This is a genomic window from Streptomyces sp. NPDC029159, assembly GCF_055564055.1.
The window spans coordinates 156429-173565 of record NZ_JBVHWT010000011.1 but is presented as its reverse complement, the minus strand read 5'-3'; the positions used below and the strand labels follow the sequence as shown (position 1 = coordinate 173565).

The following is a 17137-nucleotide window of genomic DNA, read 5'->3' as shown; positions in this document are numbered from 1 at the left end:
TCATCCGCAGCCGCCGCCCGCCCCCGCCTGCCGCTCCGCGATCCACCCCCCGATCCGGTCCAGCAGTTCGGGGGCGGCGGCGTTCTCGGCGTGGCCGAAGCCCGGTTCCAGCCAGAGGCCGCAGGTGGCGGGGTCCGCGGCGGCGTACAGCATCCGCGGGTGGTCGAGGGGGAAGTACGGGTCGCGGTCGCCGTGTACGAGGAGCAGCGGGACGGGCGCGATCAGCGGGACCGCGGCGACGGGGGAGAGCGGCACCGGATCCCAGTCCTCGGGGTGGATACGGGTGCGCAGTCCGACGCGGGAGACCAGGCGGCCGGTGGGGCGGGTGACGGCCCAGTGCAGCCGGCGCATCGAGGCGGTGCCGCGGTAGTACCAGCGCGCGGGGGCGCTCACCGACACGACCGCATCCGTGTGAGCTCCGGTGCGCCCCCTGTGCGCCGGGCGGTGCAGCGCGGCGTGGCGCAGCACGACGGAGCCGCCCATGGAGAAGCCGAGGGTGGCGACGCGGCGGTGGCCCAGCGCGCGGGCCCAGCGGACCGCCGCGGCCAGATCCTCCACCTCCCGGTCGCCGACGGTGGAGCGCCCGCCGGACCGCCCGTGGCCGCGGAACGAGAACGTCACCACCGCCGCCCGGCCCTGGAAGGCGGCGGCTGCGCGGCGCAGCGCCGGGCGGTCCAGGGAGCCGGTGAAACCGTGCGCGACGACCAGCGCGAGGGTGTCGGCGACGCCCTCGCGGCCCGCGCCGAAGGCGCCGGAACGCGGGGTGTAGGCGGCCTCGATCCGGACGCCGTCGGCGGTCAGCAGGGAGGCGCGGTGACCACGTGACGTGATCGAGGAAACACGGGAGCGGCCGGGATCGACCTCGGGTCCGGGGGACATGTGGGCTATTCTGCTGGGCGTGGAGGATCCGGGCAGCGAAGCCCCCGGATCCTTTTGTGCTTTCGGACAGGCACGGTGCGTGGCCGAAAGCAGCGTACGAAGCAGTGCCGCAGACTCCCCCGGCCGAGGCCGGGTGGTGCCCCCGTCGCAGGGACCGAGGAGGAACCAGACGTCATGGGCGAGCGAAGCGAGCAGTACCGACAAGAACGGGCCGGGTACCGGGCAGGTGGTCGGAAGTGAGTTCCCTCCTGCTGCTGACCAACGCGCTGCAGCCGTCGGCGGAGGTGCTTCCCGCCCTCGGCCTGCTGCTGCACGGCGTGCGGGTGGCTCCTGCCGAGGGCCCGGCCCTGATCGACACCCCCGGAGCGGACGTCATCCTCATCGACGGCCGCCGCGACCTGCCGCAGGTGCGGTCGCTGTGCCAGCTGCTGCGGTCCACGGGCCCCGGCTGTCCCCTGATCCTCGTGGTGACCGAGGGCGGACTCGCCGCCGTCACCGCCGACTGGGGCGTCGATGACGTCCTGCTCGACACGGCGGGTCCCGCCGAGGTCGAGGCCCGGCTGCGGCTGGCCCTGGGCCGCCGCCAGCTGTCGGTCGACGACAGCCCGATGGAGATCCGCACCGGTGATCTCTCGGTGGACGAGGCGACCTACAGCGCCAAGCTCAAGGGCCGGGTCCTGGACCTGACCTTCAAGGAGTTCGAGTTGCTGAAGTACCTCGCGCAGCACCCGGGCCGGGTCTTCACCCGCGCCCAGCTGCTCCAGGAGGTCTGGGGCTACGACTACTTCGGCGGCACCCGCACCGTGGACGTCCACGTCCGGCGGCTGCGCGCAAAGCTCGGCCCCGAGCACGAGTCGCTGATCGGCACCGTCCGCAACGTCGGCTACCGCTTCGTGGTGCCGGACAAGGCGGAGCGCGCCGCCGAGGCGAAGGAGAAGAAGGCCGCGCCCCCGCCGTCCGGCGAGAAGACCGCGGCCGACCCGCCCGCCAAGGAGACCGTGCACTCCGGCTCCGCGGCGACCGGGGCACGCACCGCCAAGAGGTGAACGCGGGCCGACGGTTCACGGCCCGGAGCCTCGCCGCCCGCCCCTTGAACCGTCGGCCGCCCCGCGGCCTCTGCGGACCCGGCTCCTGGGCGCCGTCGCCGCGTTAGCGTCCTGGCATGAACCCCGCGAGCTCCTCCGTGCTGGTCGACATCCGGAAGTACGACGGGAGCCTGAGCGCGCGGTGGACCGCCGACCGGCTCGGCGCGGACGCGTACGGCGTGTGGCTGGGCACGGCGCGGGGCGTCCCCGTCAGTTCGGCCACGGGCGGTTGGACCAGCCGGTTCGCGTACGTGACGGTGGTCCCGCGGGGTGAGTGGTGGACGGCCACGTTCTGCGCGGCCCCGGGGCCCGAGATGTACTGCGACGTGTGCACGGTGCCCGAGTGGAACGCGGACGGGACGGTCCTGCGGATGGTGGACCTCGATCTCGATGTCGTGCGGCTTCCCGGCGGCGAGGCCCGGATCGAGGACGAGGACGAGTTCGCCGAGCACCGTCTGCGGTTCGGCTACCCCGCGAGTGTGGTCGGCGAGGCCCGGCGCACCTGCGCGTGGTTGATGGCGGCGGGCCGCCGCGACGGTGACGGCGCCGAACCCTTCGCCTCGGCGTACCGCTACTGGCTCGATCAGATCAGGTAGGCCGGGCTCGGCCGGGCCGCGGACCCTCGCCGTCCGCCCCCTGGGGAGCCCCCCGTTCACCCGCGTAGACTGCCGCGCGTGGCCAAGGTGACGCGGGATGATGTGGCAAGGCTGGCGGGGACCTCGACCGCGGTGGTCAGTTATGTCATCAACAACGGTCCGAGGCCGGTCGCGCCGGCCACCCGGGAGCGGGTGCTCGCCGCGATCAAGGAGCTGGGGTACCGCCCGGACCGGGTCGCGCAGGCGATGGCCTCGCGCCGTACCGATCTCATAGGGCTGATCGTCCCCGACGCCCGGCAGCCGTTCTTCGCGGAGATGGCGCACGCCGTGGAACAGGCCGCGGCCGAGCGCGGCAAGATGGTGCTGGTCGGCAACGCCAACTACCTCGACGAGCGCGAGGTCCACTACCTGCGCGCCTTCCTCGGGATGCGGGTCTCCGGCCTGATCCTCATCAGCCAGGGCCCCAGCGAGCACGCCGCCGCCGAGATCGACGCCTGGGACGCCCGGGTGGTGCTGCTGCACCGCAGGCCCGATGCGATCGACGACGTCGCGGTGATGACCGACGACGTGTGGGGCGCCCAGCTCGCCACCCGCCATCTGCTGGAGCACGGCCACCCGTACGTCGCGTTCCTCGGCGGTACGGAGCAGACGCCCAAGTCCGGCGACCCGGTCACCGACCACGTCGAGGGGTGGCGCCGGGCGATGCTGGAGGCGGGCCTCTCGCTGGAAGGCCGCTACTTCCAGGCCCCGTACAACCGCTACGACGCCTACCAGGTCGCACTGGAGCTGCTGGCCGGGCCCCACCGGCCGCCGGCCCTGATGTGCGCCACCGACGATCAGGCCATCGGCGTGCTGCGGGCCGCGCGGGAGCTGCGGATCGATGTGCCGGGGGAGTTGGCGGTCGCCGGGTTCGACGATGTGAAGGAAGCCGGGCTGACCGATCCGCCGCTGACGACGGTCGCCTCGGACCGGGAGGCGATGGCGCGCGCCGCCGTCGATCTCGTCCTCGACGACGGGCTGCGGGTGGCCGGTTCGCGCCGCGAGCGGCTGCGGCAGTTCCCCTCCCGGCTGGTGGTCCGCCGCTCCTGCGGCTGCGGCGGCTGACGCCGGGCGGCTTCGGGGCGGAAGGAGGCCGCGCGGCGCCAGGCGCCTCCGGCCGGGTGGTCTTATACCGGGCATACCTACTTCTGCCGGGTCTCTCAGGGCGTTCTCACCCCGTTCTCATGGTGGCCGCGCACAGTGATCCCATGACCGAGAGCTACCGCCGCAGCGGCGATGAGATGTCCCAGGACGGGCCGTACGGCTACGGCCACGGCGACGGCGCCCGCACGGGCGGGGCCGGAGCGGCGTACCCGCCGCCACCTCCGTACGCGCCCGGTGGTGAGGGGGCGTACGCGGGGTTCGCGGGTGCCAATCCGGCCGCGCCGCAGGCGCCCCAGGAGGCGCCGCGGCACCGGGTGCGGCGGCCGGTCGCGCTGATCGCGGCGGTGGCGCTGGCCTCGGGGCTCATCGGCGGCGGCAGCGCGGCGCTGATCGCCGGGGCGACGCAGCACCGGCAGGACGCGGGGGTCTCCGCGCCGCTGGTCAACGCGGGGAAGACCAGCGGCAGCGGGGTCTCCGCGGTGGCGAAGGCGGTCAGCCCGTCGATAGTCGAGATCAAGGCGCGGACCGGCGAGGGCGAGTCCACCGGGTCCGGAGTGGTCGTCACCGGCAAGGGCGAGATCGTCACCAACAACCATGTGGTGGCCGGCGCCCACACGGTGACCGTGGCGTTCAGCGACGGCAGCCGGAAGACCGCGACCGTCGTCGGGACCGACCCCGACAAGGACCTGGCGCTGGTCAAGGTGCACGACGCGAAGGGGCTGACGCCCGCGAGCCTCGGGGACTCCGGTGGGCTGGCGGTCGGCGACCAGGTCGTGGCGATCGGCTCGCCGGAGGGCCTGACCGGCTCGGTGACCAGCGGGATCGTCTCCGCGCTCAACCGCGATGTCACGGTGCCGAAGAGCGACGGACAGGGGCAGGACCCGGGGCAGGGCGGCGACCAGTGGCCGTTCGAGTTCGGCGGCAACCGCTACAACGGCGACACCGGTGCGTCGAAGACCTCGTACAAGGCCATCCAGACCGACGCCTCGCTCAACCCCGGCAACTCCGGTGGTGCGCTGATCAACATGTCCGGGCAGGTCGTCGGCATCAACTCCGCGATGTACTCGCCGAGTTCGGCGAGCAGCAGCACCGCCGGGAGCGTGGGGCTGGGCTTCGCGATCCCGATCAACACCGTGAAGGCGGACCTCGCCGCGCTGCGTGGGGGCGGCAGCGGCGGGCCGAACAGCGGGGTGTGAGTCCCGGGGGAAGGGTGACGAGGTGGCCGGCCGGTGTGGGGCCGGTCGGCCGCCCCGTCACCCTTCCCCCGCGTCCGCCCCGGTCCCGGCCTCCCGGACGCCTGCGTCCCGTGCCCGGCCCGACCTCCCCTCGGGCCGGGCCGCCCTCGTGCGACGCTTGCCCCGGGCGGCCCCGCCGCCCGCCGTCCCGTATCGCGTCCAGAGGTATCCAGAGGTAGTCGCGCATGAGCCCCGCCGACCACGGTGACCAGCCCGCCCGCATCCTGATCGTCGACGACGAGCCCGCGGTCCGCGAGGCGCTGCGGCGCTCGCTGGCGTTCGAGGGATACGCCACCGAGGAGGCCGTCGACGGGCTCGACGCCGTCGAGAAGGTCGCCTCGTACGATCCCGAGCTGATCGTGCTGGACGTCCTGATGCCGCGGATGGACGGGCTGACCGCCGCCCGCCGGCTGCGGGCCGGCGGGGTGACCGTGCCGATCCTGATGCTGACCGCCCGCGACACCGTCGGCGACCGCGTCACCGGCCTCGACGCGGGCGCCGACGACTACCTCGTCAAACCCTTCGAACTCGACGAACTCCTCGCCCGCATCCGGGCGTTGCTCCGCCGCAGCTCGTACGCGGCCGCCGCCGGCGCGGCGCCCGCCGACGGTGACGTCCTCGCCTTCGCCGATCTGCGGATGGATCTGGCGAGCCGCGAGGTGACCCGCGGCGCGCGGCCCGTCGAGCTGACCCGGACCGAGTTCACGCTGCTGGAGATGTTCCTCGCGCACCCGCGGCAGGTCCTCACCCGCGAGCAGATCCTCAAGGCCGTCTGGGGCTTCGACTTCGAGCCGACCTCCAACTCCCTGGACGTGTACGTGATGTATCTGCGCCGCAAGACGGAGGCGGCGGGCGAGCCGCGGCTGGTGCACACGGTGCGCGGCGTCGGCTACGTGCTGCGCGCGGAGGGCGGCGGCGAATGACCGCCCAGCCCCCGCCACCGCAGGCCCCGGACGGCGCCACGGCGGCGGAGCGGGCGCCCGGGCTGCTGGCCCGCGCCGCCCGCCGCTACCGGCAGCTGCCGCTCCGCTCCCGCCTCGCGATGCTCACCGCCGTCGCCGTGGCGCTCGCCGTCGCCGCGTCCGCCGCCGCCTGCTGGCTGATCACCCGCGACCGGCTCACCGAACAGCTCGACTCCACGCTGCGCAGCGTCGACGTCGGCCAGGGCTACGTCCAGGCGCTGAAGATCTCCTGCTCGGGCACGGCCGACGGCCAGGTGGCGTTCCAGCCGACGCCGTACACCGTGCAGCTGGTGTCGACGTCCGGGGACGTGTGCACCTCGCCGGAGAAGGACCCGATCCCCGCGCAGCGCGCCGATGTGGCCGTCGCGGACGGGCGGCTGAACTCCGCCGTCCACACCACCCGCTCCGTGGACGGCACCGAGATGCGGGTGGCGACCCTGCACTACCCGGGCCCGGTCACCGACGCCCGCGGCAACCACATCGCGGTCTCCGTCGCCGCGCCGATGGACCAGGTCACCGCGCCGCTGAACCAGCTGGCGCTGGTGTTGCTGATCGTCTCCGGGGTCGGGGTGCTGGGCGCCGCGACCGCCGGACTGTGGGTGGCGCGCGCCGGACTCAAGCCCGTCGACCGGCTCACCGACGCCGCCGAGCACATCGCCCGCACCGAGGACCTCACCATCCGCATCCCGGCCGACGGGGAGGACGAGATCGCCCGGCTGTCGCGGGCGTTCAACTCCATGACGGCGGCGCTCGCCGCCTCCCGGGAGCTCCAGCGGCAGCTGATCGCGGACGCCGGGCACGAACTCCGTACGCCGCTGACCTCGCTGCGGACCAACATCGATCTGCTGGTGCGCAGCGAACGCGCCGGCCGGCCGATCCCGCCCGCCGACAAGGAGGCGCTGCTGACGTCGGTGAAGGCGCAGATGGGGGAGTTGGCGTCGCTGATCGGCGATCTCCAGGAGCTGTCCCGGACGCCGGACGCCGGGCCGGGCGGCGGCACGTCGCTGCGGGTGGTGGCGCTGCACGACACGGTCGCCACCGCCCTGGAACGGGCCCGGCTGCGCGGCCCGAACCTGACGATCACCTCGGATCTCGCGCCCTGGTACGTCCGCGCGGAGCCGGCGGCGCTGGAGCGCGCGGTGGTCAATCTGCTGGACAACGCGGTGAAGTTCAGCCCGGCGGGCGGCACCGTCGAGGTCCGTCTCGCGGCGGGCGAGCTGACCGTACGCGATCACGGCCCGGGCATCGCGGAGGACGAACTCCCGCACGTCTTCGCCCGGTTCTGGCGCTCCCCGTCGGCCCGTTCGCTGCCCGGCAGCGGTCTGGGCCTGTCGATCGTCGCGCGGACGGCGGAGCAGGCCGGCGGCGGCGTGCTGCTGCGGCCCGCACCGGGCGGCGGCACGGAGGCGGTGCTGACGCTGCCGGGGGCGCCCACCCCGCCGCCTGCGGGGCCGGTGGAGCCGGAGCCACCGGGGGAGACCTCGGGGTGAGGACGGGCCCGGCCGGACGCCGGGCCGACGGGAACGGGCCGGGGCCCGGCCGAGCCGCTTGGCTCCGCCGGGCCCCGGCCCGTACTGCCCGCTTCCGCCGCTTCTCCTACTTCCCCGCCTTCTTCGCGGCGTCGCCGATCGGCAGGTCGCGGCCGTCGAGTTCGGCGAGGATGCCGTCCTCCTGGACCGAGATGTGGCGCAGCCGCACATCACCAGGGGTCTTCGGGAGGCGGAACGACAGCGACAGCTGGTCGGCGAGCTGCGGCTTGGTCAGGCCGGAGAGGGTGCCGAGGACCTTCGGGTCGATGCCGACCTTCTCCAGCAGCCACGGGTGGTCGACGACCACGTCGACGAGGTTGACCTTCATCAGCTTCGACACGAAGTCCGGCGAACCGGTCAGCTCGTGCAGCTTGTCCTCGTTGTGCAGCGCCTGGTCGACGTACTCCTGCGGGATGCCGATGCGGTGCACGATGGCCGGCACGCTCAGCATCGACCTGATCTTGTCGGCCTGGCGGCTGAGCTGATCGGCGGTCTTCTTCGTCAGCCGCAGGCCCTCCTCCTTGCCGGTGCCGGGGCGGTAGACCGCGACATCGCCGATGTCCAGCCGCATCTTGCTGATCTGCGTGGAGACGCCCCGGTCGCCGGCCTGCTGGATACGGGCCTGGGCGTGCATCCGCAGCTCGTGCCCGGCGATCGGCAGCCGGCCCACGGCACGGACCTCGTTCGGGCCCAGCTCGCTGAACTTGACCTGGGAGGCGCCCAGTTCGCGGTTCATGTCCTCGAAGGCGAGCAGCACGGTGCCGTGCATCTGCCCGATGGTGGCGCCCTTGATGGCGGTGGGCAGATCGCCGTCCAGCCGGATGTCGCGGGCGCTGGCCTCCAGCTTCGCGAGCGAGACCCGGTCGGCCGCCACGTCCGGGACGGTGACGTCGACCTGGTCGAGGCGCTTGTCCAGCACCTGGGTGAGGAAGGGGAAGCCCTTGATGTCGACCTCGGGGGAGGCCGTCAGACGCATCGCCTTCTTGATCTGCTCCGCGGCCTTGTTCTGCGCGTAGAGCACGGCGAAGCGGTCGCCGAGGGCGAGGAAGGCGGTGAGGACCACGACCGCGACCAGCACCTTGAGAGTGAGCGGCACGGCGGCGAAGCGGCTGATGCCGCGCTTCATCCGGCGGTGGTTGGGCGGCTGCCAGGCGTCCGGGTCGTCCTCGTCGGAGCGGAGTCCCAGCCCGAGCGGGTCGTCGCTGCCGTCCCGCTCGTTGAGGTACCGGCGGTTCTCCAGCCGGTGCGGCTCGACGGTCTCGGGCTCCGGTTCCGGCTCGGGGTCGGCGAGGGCGGCCAGGTCCGCGTACGGATTGACCGGCTCGAACTCACGGGTGTCCCGATCCTTCTCGTCCGGTGCCGGTGGGGCGGCGGAGCCCGGTTCGCGGAGCGGGGACGAGGGTGAAGATATGCGTTGGGGGGTTCGCATCCGCACATCTGACCATGAGCGGGTCCCCCGTTAGCAACTCCACCCGGCCGTAAGTGCGCAACGCCACGGTGGACATGGCGTGGAAGGGGAATATCGGGCGCGGCGGTGGCCCGGTGGACCGGAGGTGTGTCCCGTACGGGTCGGTGGGGGCAGCCCGACCGGGTCCCGGCGTCCGGCCTGTACGGGTACCCGGTGGGGCAACCCCTACGGGCCGCGCGGCCGCGGCGGCGGCCCGGGGCGGGCCCGTAGGGGGCCCCGCAAGGGCAATCCCGTAGGTGGGCGGCGGGGAGACCGCCGCCCACCCGCGGTCACTTCACGACGGTGATCCGGTCCGCCTTCGGCGGCGCCAGCGGCTTGTCCGCCGAGGAGTGGGCCGTCAGATAGGCGGTGAAGGCGTCCAGGTCGGAGCCGCCGACCAGCGGGTTCTTCCCGTCCTTGAAGGCGGGGAAGCCGTCGCCGCCACCGGCCAGGAACTCGTTCATCGCGACGCGGTAGGTCTTCGCCGGATCGAGCGCGGCGCCGTCCAGCTTCACCGAGTCCTTGACGATCCGGTCGGCGCCCTTCTTCGTCAGATCCAGGGTGTAGGTGAGCCCGTCGGAGACCTGAAGGATCTTCGGCGACGCCTCGTTGGCGCCGCTGACCTGCTGCTGGAGCGCGGTGAGCAGCTGAGCGCCGGTCAGGTCGACGGTCCGCATCATGTTGGTGAACGGCTGGACGGTGAACGCCTCCCCGTAGGTGACGACCCCGTCGCCCTCCTTGCCGGACGCCGCATAGGCCAGATCCGAACGGATCCCCCCGGGGTTCATCAGGGCGAGCTGCGCACCGCCCTTGTCCGCGGCCTTGGTCGCCTCCAGCTGCGAGTCGGCGACGACATCGCCGAGCGGCGACTCAGGGGCCTGCTCGCCCCGGCCCGGGATGTCCGCGGAGATGTGCCCGACGGGCCGGTCCGCGACCGGTGCGGCCAGCTTGTTCCAGCGGGCGATCAGCGACGTCATGTCCGCCGCCTTGGGCTGTGTCCGGTCCACGACGTGGTTGACCGCACGCGCCGCGTGGCCGCGCGTCTTGACGTTGGTGCGCACGATGTCGCCGGTGGCGCGGTCGTACGTCAGCGTGGTCTCGGTGTAGAGCTTCCCGAACGACGCGGCGGAGGTGACCGTACGGGGCTTCCCGGAGGGGTCGGGGATGGTGCAGACGTACGACTGGTGGGTGTGGCCGGTGACCAGCGCGTCGACCTTCGGGGTCACCTTCTTGGCGATCGCGGTGATCGGCCCGGAGATCCCGTCGCCCGGACCGGGGCTGTCGCAGTCGTAGTTGTACGAGGTGGAGGCGGGCATCCCGCCCTCGTGGATGAGGGCGACGACCGACTTCACGCCCTGCTTGTCGAGGACCTTGGCGTACTTGTTGATCGTGGCGACCTCGTCGTGGAACTTCAGCCCCTTGACGCCGTCGGCGCTGACGATGTCGGGGGTCCCCTTCAGGGTCACCCCGATGAAGCCGATCTTCACGCCGTGGTGCTTCCACACGGTGTACGGCTTGAGCAGCGGCTTTCCGGTCTTCTCGTCGGTGACGTTGGCCGTCAGGTACGGGAAGTCGGCGCCCTTGAAGGTCTTGCCCTTCTCGAAGCAGCCGTCCTTGGGGTGGCAGCCGCCCTTCTGGAGGCGGGTCAGCTCGGCTTGCCCCTCGTCGAACTCGTGGTTGCCGACGGAGGTGACGTCGAGGCCGAGCTTGTTCATCGCCTCGATGGTCGGCTCGTCGTGGAAGAGCCCCGACAGCAGCGGACTGGCCCCGACCATGTCCCCGGCGGCCGCGGTCACGGAGTAGGGATGTCCCTTACGGGCCGTGCGCAGGGACTGGGCGAGGTACTCGACGCCGCCCGCCGCAATGGTCTTCTTGCCGCCGTCCTTCTGGACCTCCTCCACCGTCCCGGACGAGCCCTGTGGCGGCTCCAGGTTGCCGTGGAAGTCGTTGAACGACAGCAGCTGGACATCGACGGTGCGTCCCTGGGCGCTGCCCGCGCGGCCGGCGTCCGGTCCCGCACCGGACGGCAGCGAGGCCGCGGTGACCGCGGTGGCGGCGGCCAGCACGGCCGCGCCGGCCGTCAATCTGCGCACGAGGCGGCGCCGTTGGGGTGTCGCTTCCATGGGATCCCTTCCGTGAACCGTCCGCCCGGCGGCGCCGCGCGGGTGCGGGCGGCCGGGCGGGGCTGTGCGGTACCGGCACGCGGCTGCGCCCGGGCGGACGCAGCCTACGGTCAACGCGCGTAGCGCAACAGGTCCGGGAGATGGCCGGATGGTGACGGGGGATCGGCCGGATCGCGGCGGGGGCCGACGATCGCGCCGGGGCGTCCGTGGGAGCCGGCGTCCCTTACGGGGCCCCGACGGCCCGGCCCCGTACGGGGTGACCCCGAGACCCGGTGCCCGTACGCGCCCGTAAGGCCCGACCCCTACGGGACCGAGGCCCGTAGGGGTCGGGCCACGGAGTCCGTCCGCCCCGCCCCTCGGGGCCGTACGCTTCAGACCATGACTGACGCTGCACAGGAGATGGGCCCCACCGGCCGCCGGATCCGGGTCGCCGACACGCTCACGTCCGAGGAAGCCGCCGAGGTGCTCGCGCTGATCGAGCAGGCCGTGCGGACCGACGGGCAGCCCGCCGTGTCCGAACAGGGACGGCTCCAGCTGCGCGGCGGGGCCCGGGAAGGGGTGCGGCACCTGCTGGTGTCCGTACCGTCCGAGGAGGTCGAGGCGGGCACCGTGCTGGTCGCCTACGGCCAGCTGGAGGACACCGACCCGGTGGAGGCGCCCGCCGCCGAACTGGTCGTCCACCCCGCGCACCGCGGCCGCGGCCACGGCCGGGCGCTCGGCGGCGAACTGCTCGCCCAGTCCGGCCGCCGCCTGCGCGTCTGGGCCCACGGCGGCCACGCCGCCGCCCGCCACCTGGCGCAGACCCTCGGCCTGACGAAGTTCCGCGAACTGCGCCAGATGCGCCGCCCGTTGGCCCACCTCGACCTGCCCGAACCGCAGCTCCCCGACGGCGTGACGGTCCGCACCTTCCAGCCCGGCCAGGACGACGCCGCCTGGCTGGAGGTGAACGCCGCCGCCTTCGCCCACCACCCCGAGCAGGGCTCGCTGACCCAGCGCGACCTCGACGACCGCAAGGCCGAGTCCTGGTTCGACCCGAAGGGCTTCTTCCTCGCCGAGCGCGAGGGCACGCTGGTCGGCTTCCACTGGACGAAGGTCCACGCCGACGAGGGCCTCGGCGAGGTCTACGTCGTCGGCGTCCGCCCCGGCGCCCAGGGCGGCGGCCTCGGCAAGGCCCTCACCGCCATCGGCCTGCGCCACCTCGCCGCCGAGGGCCTGCCGACCGCGATGCTCTACGTCGACGCCGACAACACGGCTGCGGTCACCGTGTACGAACGCCTGGGCTTCGTGACGCACGAGACGGACCTGATGTACCGCTCGGAGACCTGAGCCGGGCCGTCGACCCGACCCCGAGGGCCCCGCGACCGCACGCCGGTCGCGGGGCTCTCGGCATGAAGATGCAGCGGGAGGAATGGCCGTTCCCCCATTCCTCTCCGGCATGCCGCTTTGCCCCCGCATTACGCGGACTATCCCGGATCTTGCCCGTACGGACCACGGTTGCTCCCGCGGCGGGGCAGACCCGGGAAATCCCCGTCCGGCGGTGAACTCCCCTCGCCGGGTCCGCATCTTCCTCCACGAAAAACGCGCACCATCAACGTCCCCGTACCGAGTGGGACTTGGCAACGGATGGTGCGCAATTCCGTGGCGGTGTCGAATTCGATCCCGCCCTGCATGGAGGAAGAGATGAATTCCTGGCGTTCCCGTATCGGCATCGGTCTCGCGGTCGGCGCCGCGGCGGTTTCCATCCCGCTCTCCGCCGCCACCGCTTTCGCCGCACCGCCGCCCGGCGACGGCTGGATCCCCGCCGGCGCCGAGCGCTACCCCTCGAAGGCGGAGTGCGAGGCGAAGGAACTGCCCGGAGCCCAGGCGAACGGCTACCACGAGGTGTGGTGCGACGACAGCGACCCGATCATGGCGGTCTTCTACCGCTGAGACACGCTCCCGGCCGGTGACCGGCCACGGAACGGTCATCGCGCGGCGGGTCGTGGGTCCTGCCGGGCGGTGACGAGGAAGCCCGCTCTCCTGGTGTGCAGCACCGGGGGAGCGGGCTTCCGGCGGCTATCACATCGACGGGGACGCACCGGTGGATCCGGAGATCGTCGCGCGGCGTGATCCAGAGGCCGCCGCCACGTCCCGCTTCGCAGCCTCTGCCCGTTCCGCCATGTCAGGGACTTGTAACAGGGTTCTGGTGGCTTTGGGGCGCGTGGTGTCTGTGTGTTGAACTGACAACTGTCCGAGGGTTTCTGGGACATGCATTCACCTGACGCGGTCGGCCCGGCACGGGTCCGGCCCTTTTACGTGAGGAGAAAAATATGAAGTCGTGGCGTAAGCCGATGACCTACGGTCTCGCCGTCCTCGCCGCCGCGGTCGCGATTCCGCTGACGGCTGGTTCCGCCTCCGCCGCAAGCTGGCACGACGTCGCCGGCGGCCCCGAGATGTACCCCGACATGGCCGCGTGCCAGGCGGACATCCCCGAGGCGAAGAAGCACTACGAGGACGCCAAGTGCATCGACAACAACGGGCGTATCTCCCTTTGGGCGCTGTACTGATGGTGTAGCGGGTCGCATGCGCCGGGGACTCGTCATTCGGCGGGCGCCGTTGGCGTAATACGGATGACCTCAGGTGCCAGGCGCTGAGGTCGCCGCATCAACCGGCTCCCCTGATGGGCGCGCACATCAGGGGCCGGAATGCCAAGCCCGTACCTGACGAACCCCGGGGGCCCGCTCTGACGCCCCGGCAGCGGAACTCCGAACGAGGGCACCACCGCCCGCAGTGGCCGGCGGACGGGCCCGACGACGAGGAGAGCTGGACCTCATGGCAGTTGCCCACTGGCTGGGCGAGCCGCCTGTCGACCGAGCGGATCTGGCCGTGTGGACGCTGGCCAGGCTCGCGGCGACCTTGGGCGAGGACATCGCGTGCGACGCGGTCGTCGAGTACGCCACCCGTGCCGGCGGTGCGCCTTCCGCCGGTCGTGAGGGTGGTCCGTACGGGGATATCGCCTCCGGTCGCGTTGCCCCGCGCACTGCGCCTTCGCAGGGACGGATCCGGATCGACGGCACGTCCGGCAGGCAGCAGCGGGAGGACGAGAGCGGCGAGCAGGCGCTGGCCACGCTGTTCGACCCTGCGCGGCTGATCCGGGGGTTCGGTTCGGTCGTCGATGTCCGTCCCGGTCGGCGCATCGGTCGCGACTGCGTCGAGATGGAGATCGAGCCGCACCGCCTGTTCGCCGACCCCGCCGGATTCTGGCTGCCCGGAGACGCCCGCTCCCTGCGCATGGCCGTCGACACCGCCACCGGATTCCTGCTCTCCGCCGAACTCCGGGCCCACGACGGGAGCGTCATCTCCTGGCACCTCGACGAACTTCGTGCCGACGCAGTGCCCCCCACCGGCCCCTGCGCCGTCCGCGACGGACGCCTGAACGCGCCCTCGTCCGCCCAGGACCAGCCGGGCTATGTCCCGGCGCGCATGGCCGCGACACTCCTCGAACCGGTGCGGCTGACGGCTCAGGTCGCCGTCGAGTGCGACTCGCACCGCGACCTGTCGCCGTCGGACCTCGACGGTCCGCCCGGGCGGCGCTCGTGGGACGTCACCGTCGCCCGCCCTGACGAGGGCTCCGAGCAGTTCGCCATGACCGGCGACTACCCGCCCGACCGGACCGGCCCCGCCGCCGCCCGCCTGGCGGAACTCCTGTCCCCCGCCCGCATCGTCTCCCACCTACAGGAAGCCACCCCGACTGGACAGGCGTCGCTGTCGGCGACAATCCGTCCCATGCGGACCTTCCCCTTCAGCGCTTGGGCCCCGGATGACTCGCTCGCTTGCGGATTCACCGTCGATCCGGCTACCGGAGTCCTCGTACGCGCCGAACTCCGGGCGCCCGAGGCGGAGCGGCCCGTTGCCTGCCATGTCGTGAACTCGCTGGAAGAGACCATCGCCCCGAACATCTCGGGCGCATAGTCACATTCCGCTCTGTGCGCGTCGGTTTTGATCCAAGAGTTGCTGAGCGCGAAGTGTCCAGGGGTGTTCGGGCCCAAGTGCTCGGGTCCGTCCTTCCACGAGCGCCTCTGCGTGCTCGATTGCCTCAGCATGTTGCCCAAGTGCGGCCAGGACTGCGCTCAACGTGGATCGCGCGTTCAGCGTGATGGGGTATTCGGGTCCAAAGCGTTGCATGTGCCCTGCGAAAGCCGTGCGACTGTGAGGGAGGGCCTCCGCCGGGTTTCCCGCGCGACGGAGAGCGTACGCGAAGTCGAGTTCTACGCGAAGCGTGATGGGGTGACTCTCCCCGAACTGGCGATGGCACTCCGTTACCAGCGCTGACTCTGCCGAAATGTCTTCTGGATTCGTGGACTGTCCCAGAAGGGAAGTCCGCGCGAGCATGGAAAGAGGGTGCTCGGCTCCGAAGAGTCGAATGCGGCCCTCGGCTGCTCGTCGAATAAATGAGAGGGCATCCGCTTCGCGATTAAGGTTCACGAGTGGCGCGGACAGCTTCAAGCACGTCTCCAAAGTATCCGGCGCCTCTGCTCCCAGCGTCCTCTCGCAGATTTCCAGCACCTCTCGGTGCAAAACCTCGGAATCCTCGAACCGTCCAAGGCGGAAAAGAGCACGTCCTACGCGTTGGCGCAGCCGGATGACCGCAACGTTCTCTTTCCCGAGCAGCGGAGAAGCGATCTCCGCAGCCTCGCTGCTCAGAGCTAGCGCTGAGGCAAAGTCGCCGGATCGGTGGACGGCAGTGGCGATCCTACGGGCGCACTCTGCTGCGGCTTCCAGCGTCGGTTGGCTGACGTCCCAGTTCACGGCTCTCCGTAGGAGGGCGATCACATGCGGCGCGAGGAGGTTCACGTGCGGCTCTTGCGCTCCGCGGTCGGGGACCTCCGGCAGCGCGGCGAGGAGTAGCTGGGCAGCTGTGGCCGCAAGTTGCTCTCGTTGGTCGACGGGGGTGGTGCGGGCGACGCTGTCGAGGAGGACGCCATGGGTGCGAAGGCACCGAACGTCACGGGAGACAACCTCGCTGAGGGAATGGTCGAGGAGCCCCCGGAGTGCTGTTTCGACGCGAGAGCCTGGGAGTTCCGGGCCAAGTTCCGCTCCGGAGAGGATCGACAGAGGCAGCGGGTCGTTGGCCCAGCACGCGAGGAGGCGCAGGAGCCAGCCGGCTTCGGGGAGCCCTTGGGCGGTGAGGGCGTCGAGGGAGAGTTGCCAGGTGCGGCTGAGCAGGTGGCGGGATTCACCGCCGACGGCGACGGCGCCTTGGTCGATGAGTTCGATGGGGTCCAGACCGGAACCGCCGTCGAGTTGGTGGCCGTAGTCGGTGAGGGTCCAAGGAGTGATGACCTGATGGGCGAGGAATCCACCGGCCAGAGTAAGTGCCAGGGGAAGGCGGCCAAGGCGATCGGCGATCTCTGCTGCGTCCTCCACCGATCCCGCATGGGGCGCCAGATCGTGGAGTACGAGAGCGGCCTCTTCACGGGGGAGGACACCGAATTGAAGGAGTTCGGCGCCGGGCCACCAGTGGGTCGCCGCCTGCCGGGTGGTGACGACGACCGTGCCGGTGGGGCTGGTACGGAGCCAGCCGCCGTCGCGGAGGACGGTCGGATCGTCAGCGTTGTCGAGAACCAGGAGCCAGGGCTGATCGGAGTGGTCCAGGTAGTGCCAGACCAGATCGGCCGCGGGGCGTAATCCGCTGCGCGCGCCCATCAATTCACCGTCGGAGGCACCGCGGTCAGCTGCGACCGCAAGCATTCCGGCCCGTAAGGAAGCGGAGTCGGAGGCGTTGACCCACAGGCCGATGCGACCGGCCTGGCCGGTGGCTTCCTGGAACAGTGCGTACGCGACAGCGGTCTTGCCGCAGCCGCCAAGGCCGTGGAGGACGTAGACGCAGTTGCCTACGCCGGGTTCGACAGCGGCGCGCAGGCGGCTCATCTCTCCGGAACGGTCACGCAGGACAACTGGTGCGCGGCCGACCGCAGGGCGGCGTACCGAATCCGGTCCCGACCAGTTGGGGCCGTAATAGTGCTGTTCGGTGATGTGCTGATCGCCGGAGGCTTGGAATACCCGGCCTTGTCCCTCGGCCCACCCGTTGTTGTCGCTGCTCATGGAGCCCACCCCTCCCGCCGACCTCAACTCGGTGAATTCACACTAGCCAACCAG

Annotated in this window: 14 protein-coding genes; 10 read left to right on the top strand and 4 right to left on the bottom strand. The window is 71.8% G+C overall.

Features of this window, described 5'->3' with window-relative positions:
* Positions 1–879 (bottom strand): alpha/beta hydrolase, encoded by an 879-nt coding sequence (locus ACZ4U4_RS21970; protein ID WP_467876869.1) that lies wholly within the window; start codon positions 877–879, stop codon positions 1–3.
* A gap of 236 nt (positions 880–1115) precedes the next feature.
* Here ACZ4U4_RS21970 and ACZ4U4_RS21965 point away from each other — a divergent pair, with 236 nt between their 5' ends.
* The 6 genes from ACZ4U4_RS21965 (at position 1116) to ACZ4U4_RS21940 (ending at position 7390) form a co-directional block, all read left to right on the top strand.
* Positions 1116–1925 (top strand): response regulator transcription factor, encoded by an 810-nt coding sequence (locus tag ACZ4U4_RS21965; protein ID WP_467876867.1) that lies wholly within the window; start codon positions 1116–1118, stop codon positions 1923–1925.
* A 116-nt stretch (positions 1926–2041) separates the two neighbouring features.
* On the top strand, positions 2042–2560 hold the full coding sequence (locus ACZ4U4_RS21960; RefSeq protein WP_467876864.1) for a DUF402 domain-containing protein: 519 nt from the start codon (positions 2042–2044) through the stop codon (positions 2558–2560).
* A gap of 78 nt (positions 2561–2638) precedes the next feature.
* The gene (locus tag ACZ4U4_RS21955; RefSeq protein ID WP_467876861.1) at positions 2639–3664 is read left to right on the top strand and encodes a LacI family DNA-binding transcriptional regulator; all 1026 of its coding nucleotides are present in this window, start codon (positions 2639–2641) and stop codon (positions 3662–3664) included.
* Between the two features lie 143 nt (positions 3665–3807).
* Positions 3808–4899 (top strand): S1C family serine protease, encoded by a 1092-nt coding sequence (locus ACZ4U4_RS21950; RefSeq protein WP_467876859.1) that lies wholly within the window; start codon positions 3808–3810, stop codon positions 4897–4899.
* Between the two features lie 224 nt (positions 4900–5123).
* On the top strand, positions 5124–5861 hold the full coding sequence (locus ACZ4U4_RS21945) for a response regulator transcription factor (RefSeq protein ID WP_467876857.1): 738 nt from the start codon (positions 5124–5126) through the stop codon (positions 5859–5861).
* Positions 5858–7390, top strand: a complete 1533-nt coding sequence (locus ACZ4U4_RS21940; protein ID WP_467876855.1) for a sensor histidine kinase — start codon at positions 5858–5860, stop codon at positions 7388–7390. The genes ACZ4U4_RS21945 and ACZ4U4_RS21940 overlap by 4 nt, the downstream gene beginning before the upstream one ends.
* Positions 7391–7496: 106 nt before the next feature.
* On the opposite strand, the gene ACZ4U4_RS21935 is transcribed toward ACZ4U4_RS21940, so the two are convergent.
* Both ACZ4U4_RS21935 and ACZ4U4_RS21930 read right to left on the bottom strand, forming a co-directional pair.
* On the bottom strand, positions 7497–8858 hold the full coding sequence (locus tag ACZ4U4_RS21935; protein ID WP_467876852.1) for an LmeA family phospholipid-binding protein: 1362 nt from the start codon (positions 8856–8858) through the stop codon (positions 7497–7499).
* A 308-nt stretch (positions 8859–9166) separates the two neighbouring features.
* Positions 9167–10999 carry a bifunctional metallophosphatase/5'-nucleotidase gene (locus ACZ4U4_RS21930; RefSeq protein ID WP_467876850.1) on the bottom strand — a complete coding sequence of 611 codons (1833 nt, stop codon included), beginning with the start codon at positions 10997–10999 and terminating at the stop codon, positions 9167–9169.
* 399 nt (positions 11000–11398) lie between these two features.
* Here ACZ4U4_RS21930 and mshD point away from each other — a divergent pair, with 399 nt between their 5' ends.
* The 4 genes from mshD (at position 11399) to ACZ4U4_RS21910 (ending at position 14950) form a co-directional block, all read left to right on the top strand.
* Positions 11399–12325: a mycothiol synthase gene (mshD, locus tag ACZ4U4_RS21925; protein ID WP_467877003.1), complete on the top strand. Its 927-nt coding sequence runs from the start codon at positions 11399–11401 to the stop codon at positions 12323–12325.
* Positions 12326–12679: 354 nt separating this feature from the next.
* On the top strand, positions 12680–12928 hold the full coding sequence (locus ACZ4U4_RS21920; protein WP_467876848.1) for a hypothetical protein: 249 nt from the start codon (positions 12680–12682) through the stop codon (positions 12926–12928).
* Between the two features lie 380 nt (positions 12929–13308).
* Positions 13309–13545, top strand: coding sequence for a hypothetical protein (locus tag ACZ4U4_RS21915; RefSeq protein WP_467876846.1), 237 nt, complete (start codon positions 13309–13311; stop codon positions 13543–13545).
* Positions 13546–13810: 265 nt separating this feature from the next.
* Entirely contained in the window at positions 13811–14950 is a 1140-nt protein-coding gene (locus ACZ4U4_RS21910; protein ID WP_467876844.1) for a hypothetical protein, read from the top strand.
* On the opposite strand, the gene ACZ4U4_RS21905 is transcribed toward ACZ4U4_RS21910, so the two are convergent.
* Positions 14951–17083 (bottom strand): tetratricopeptide repeat protein, encoded by a 2133-nt coding sequence (locus tag ACZ4U4_RS21905; RefSeq protein WP_467876842.1) that lies wholly within the window; start codon positions 17081–17083, stop codon positions 14951–14953.
* Between the last annotated feature and the right edge of the window lie 54 nt (positions 17084–17137).

Excerpts from the sequence above, each read along its gene's own strand:
- ACZ4U4_RS21970 (WP_467876869.1), bottom strand. The coding sequence starts at position 879 with ATGTCCCCCGGACCCGAGGTCGATCCCGGCCGCTCCCGTGTTTCCTCG.
- ACZ4U4_RS21960 (WP_467876864.1), top strand. The coding sequence starts at position 2,042 with ATGAACCCCGCGAGCTCCTCCGTGCTGGTCGACATCCGGAAGTACGAC.
- ACZ4U4_RS21950 (WP_467876859.1), top strand. The coding sequence starts at position 3,808 with ATGACCGAGAGCTACCGCCGCAGCGGCGATGAGATGTCCCAGGACGGG.
- ACZ4U4_RS21945 (WP_467876857.1), top strand. The coding sequence starts at position 5,124 with ATGAGCCCCGCCGACCACGGTGACCAGCCCGCCCGCATCCTGATCGTC.
- ACZ4U4_RS21940 (WP_467876855.1), top strand. The coding sequence starts at position 5,858 with ATGACCGCCCAGCCCCCGCCACCGCAGGCCCCGGACGGCGCCACGGCG.
- ACZ4U4_RS21935 (WP_467876852.1), bottom strand. The coding sequence starts at position 8,858 with ATGCGAACCCCCCAACGCATATCTTCACCCTCGTCCCCGCTCCGCGAA.
- ACZ4U4_RS21930 (WP_467876850.1), bottom strand. The coding sequence starts at position 10,999 with ATGGAAGCGACACCCCAACGGCGCCGCCTCGTGCGCAGATTGACGGCC.
- mshD (WP_467877003.1), top strand. The coding sequence starts at position 11,399 with ATGGGCCCCACCGGCCGCCGGATCCGGGTCGCCGACACGCTCACGTCC.
- ACZ4U4_RS21920 (WP_467876848.1), top strand. The coding sequence starts at position 12,680 with ATGAATTCCTGGCGTTCCCGTATCGGCATCGGTCTCGCGGTCGGCGCC.
- ACZ4U4_RS21915 (WP_467876846.1), top strand. The coding sequence starts at position 13,309 with ATGAAGTCGTGGCGTAAGCCGATGACCTACGGTCTCGCCGTCCTCGCC.
- ACZ4U4_RS21910 (WP_467876844.1), top strand. The coding sequence starts at position 13,811 with ATGGCAGTTGCCCACTGGCTGGGCGAGCCGCCTGTCGACCGAGCGGAT.
- ACZ4U4_RS21905 (WP_467876842.1), bottom strand. The coding sequence starts at position 17,083 with ATGAGCAGCGACAACAACGGGTGGGCCGAGGGACAAGGCCGGGTATTC.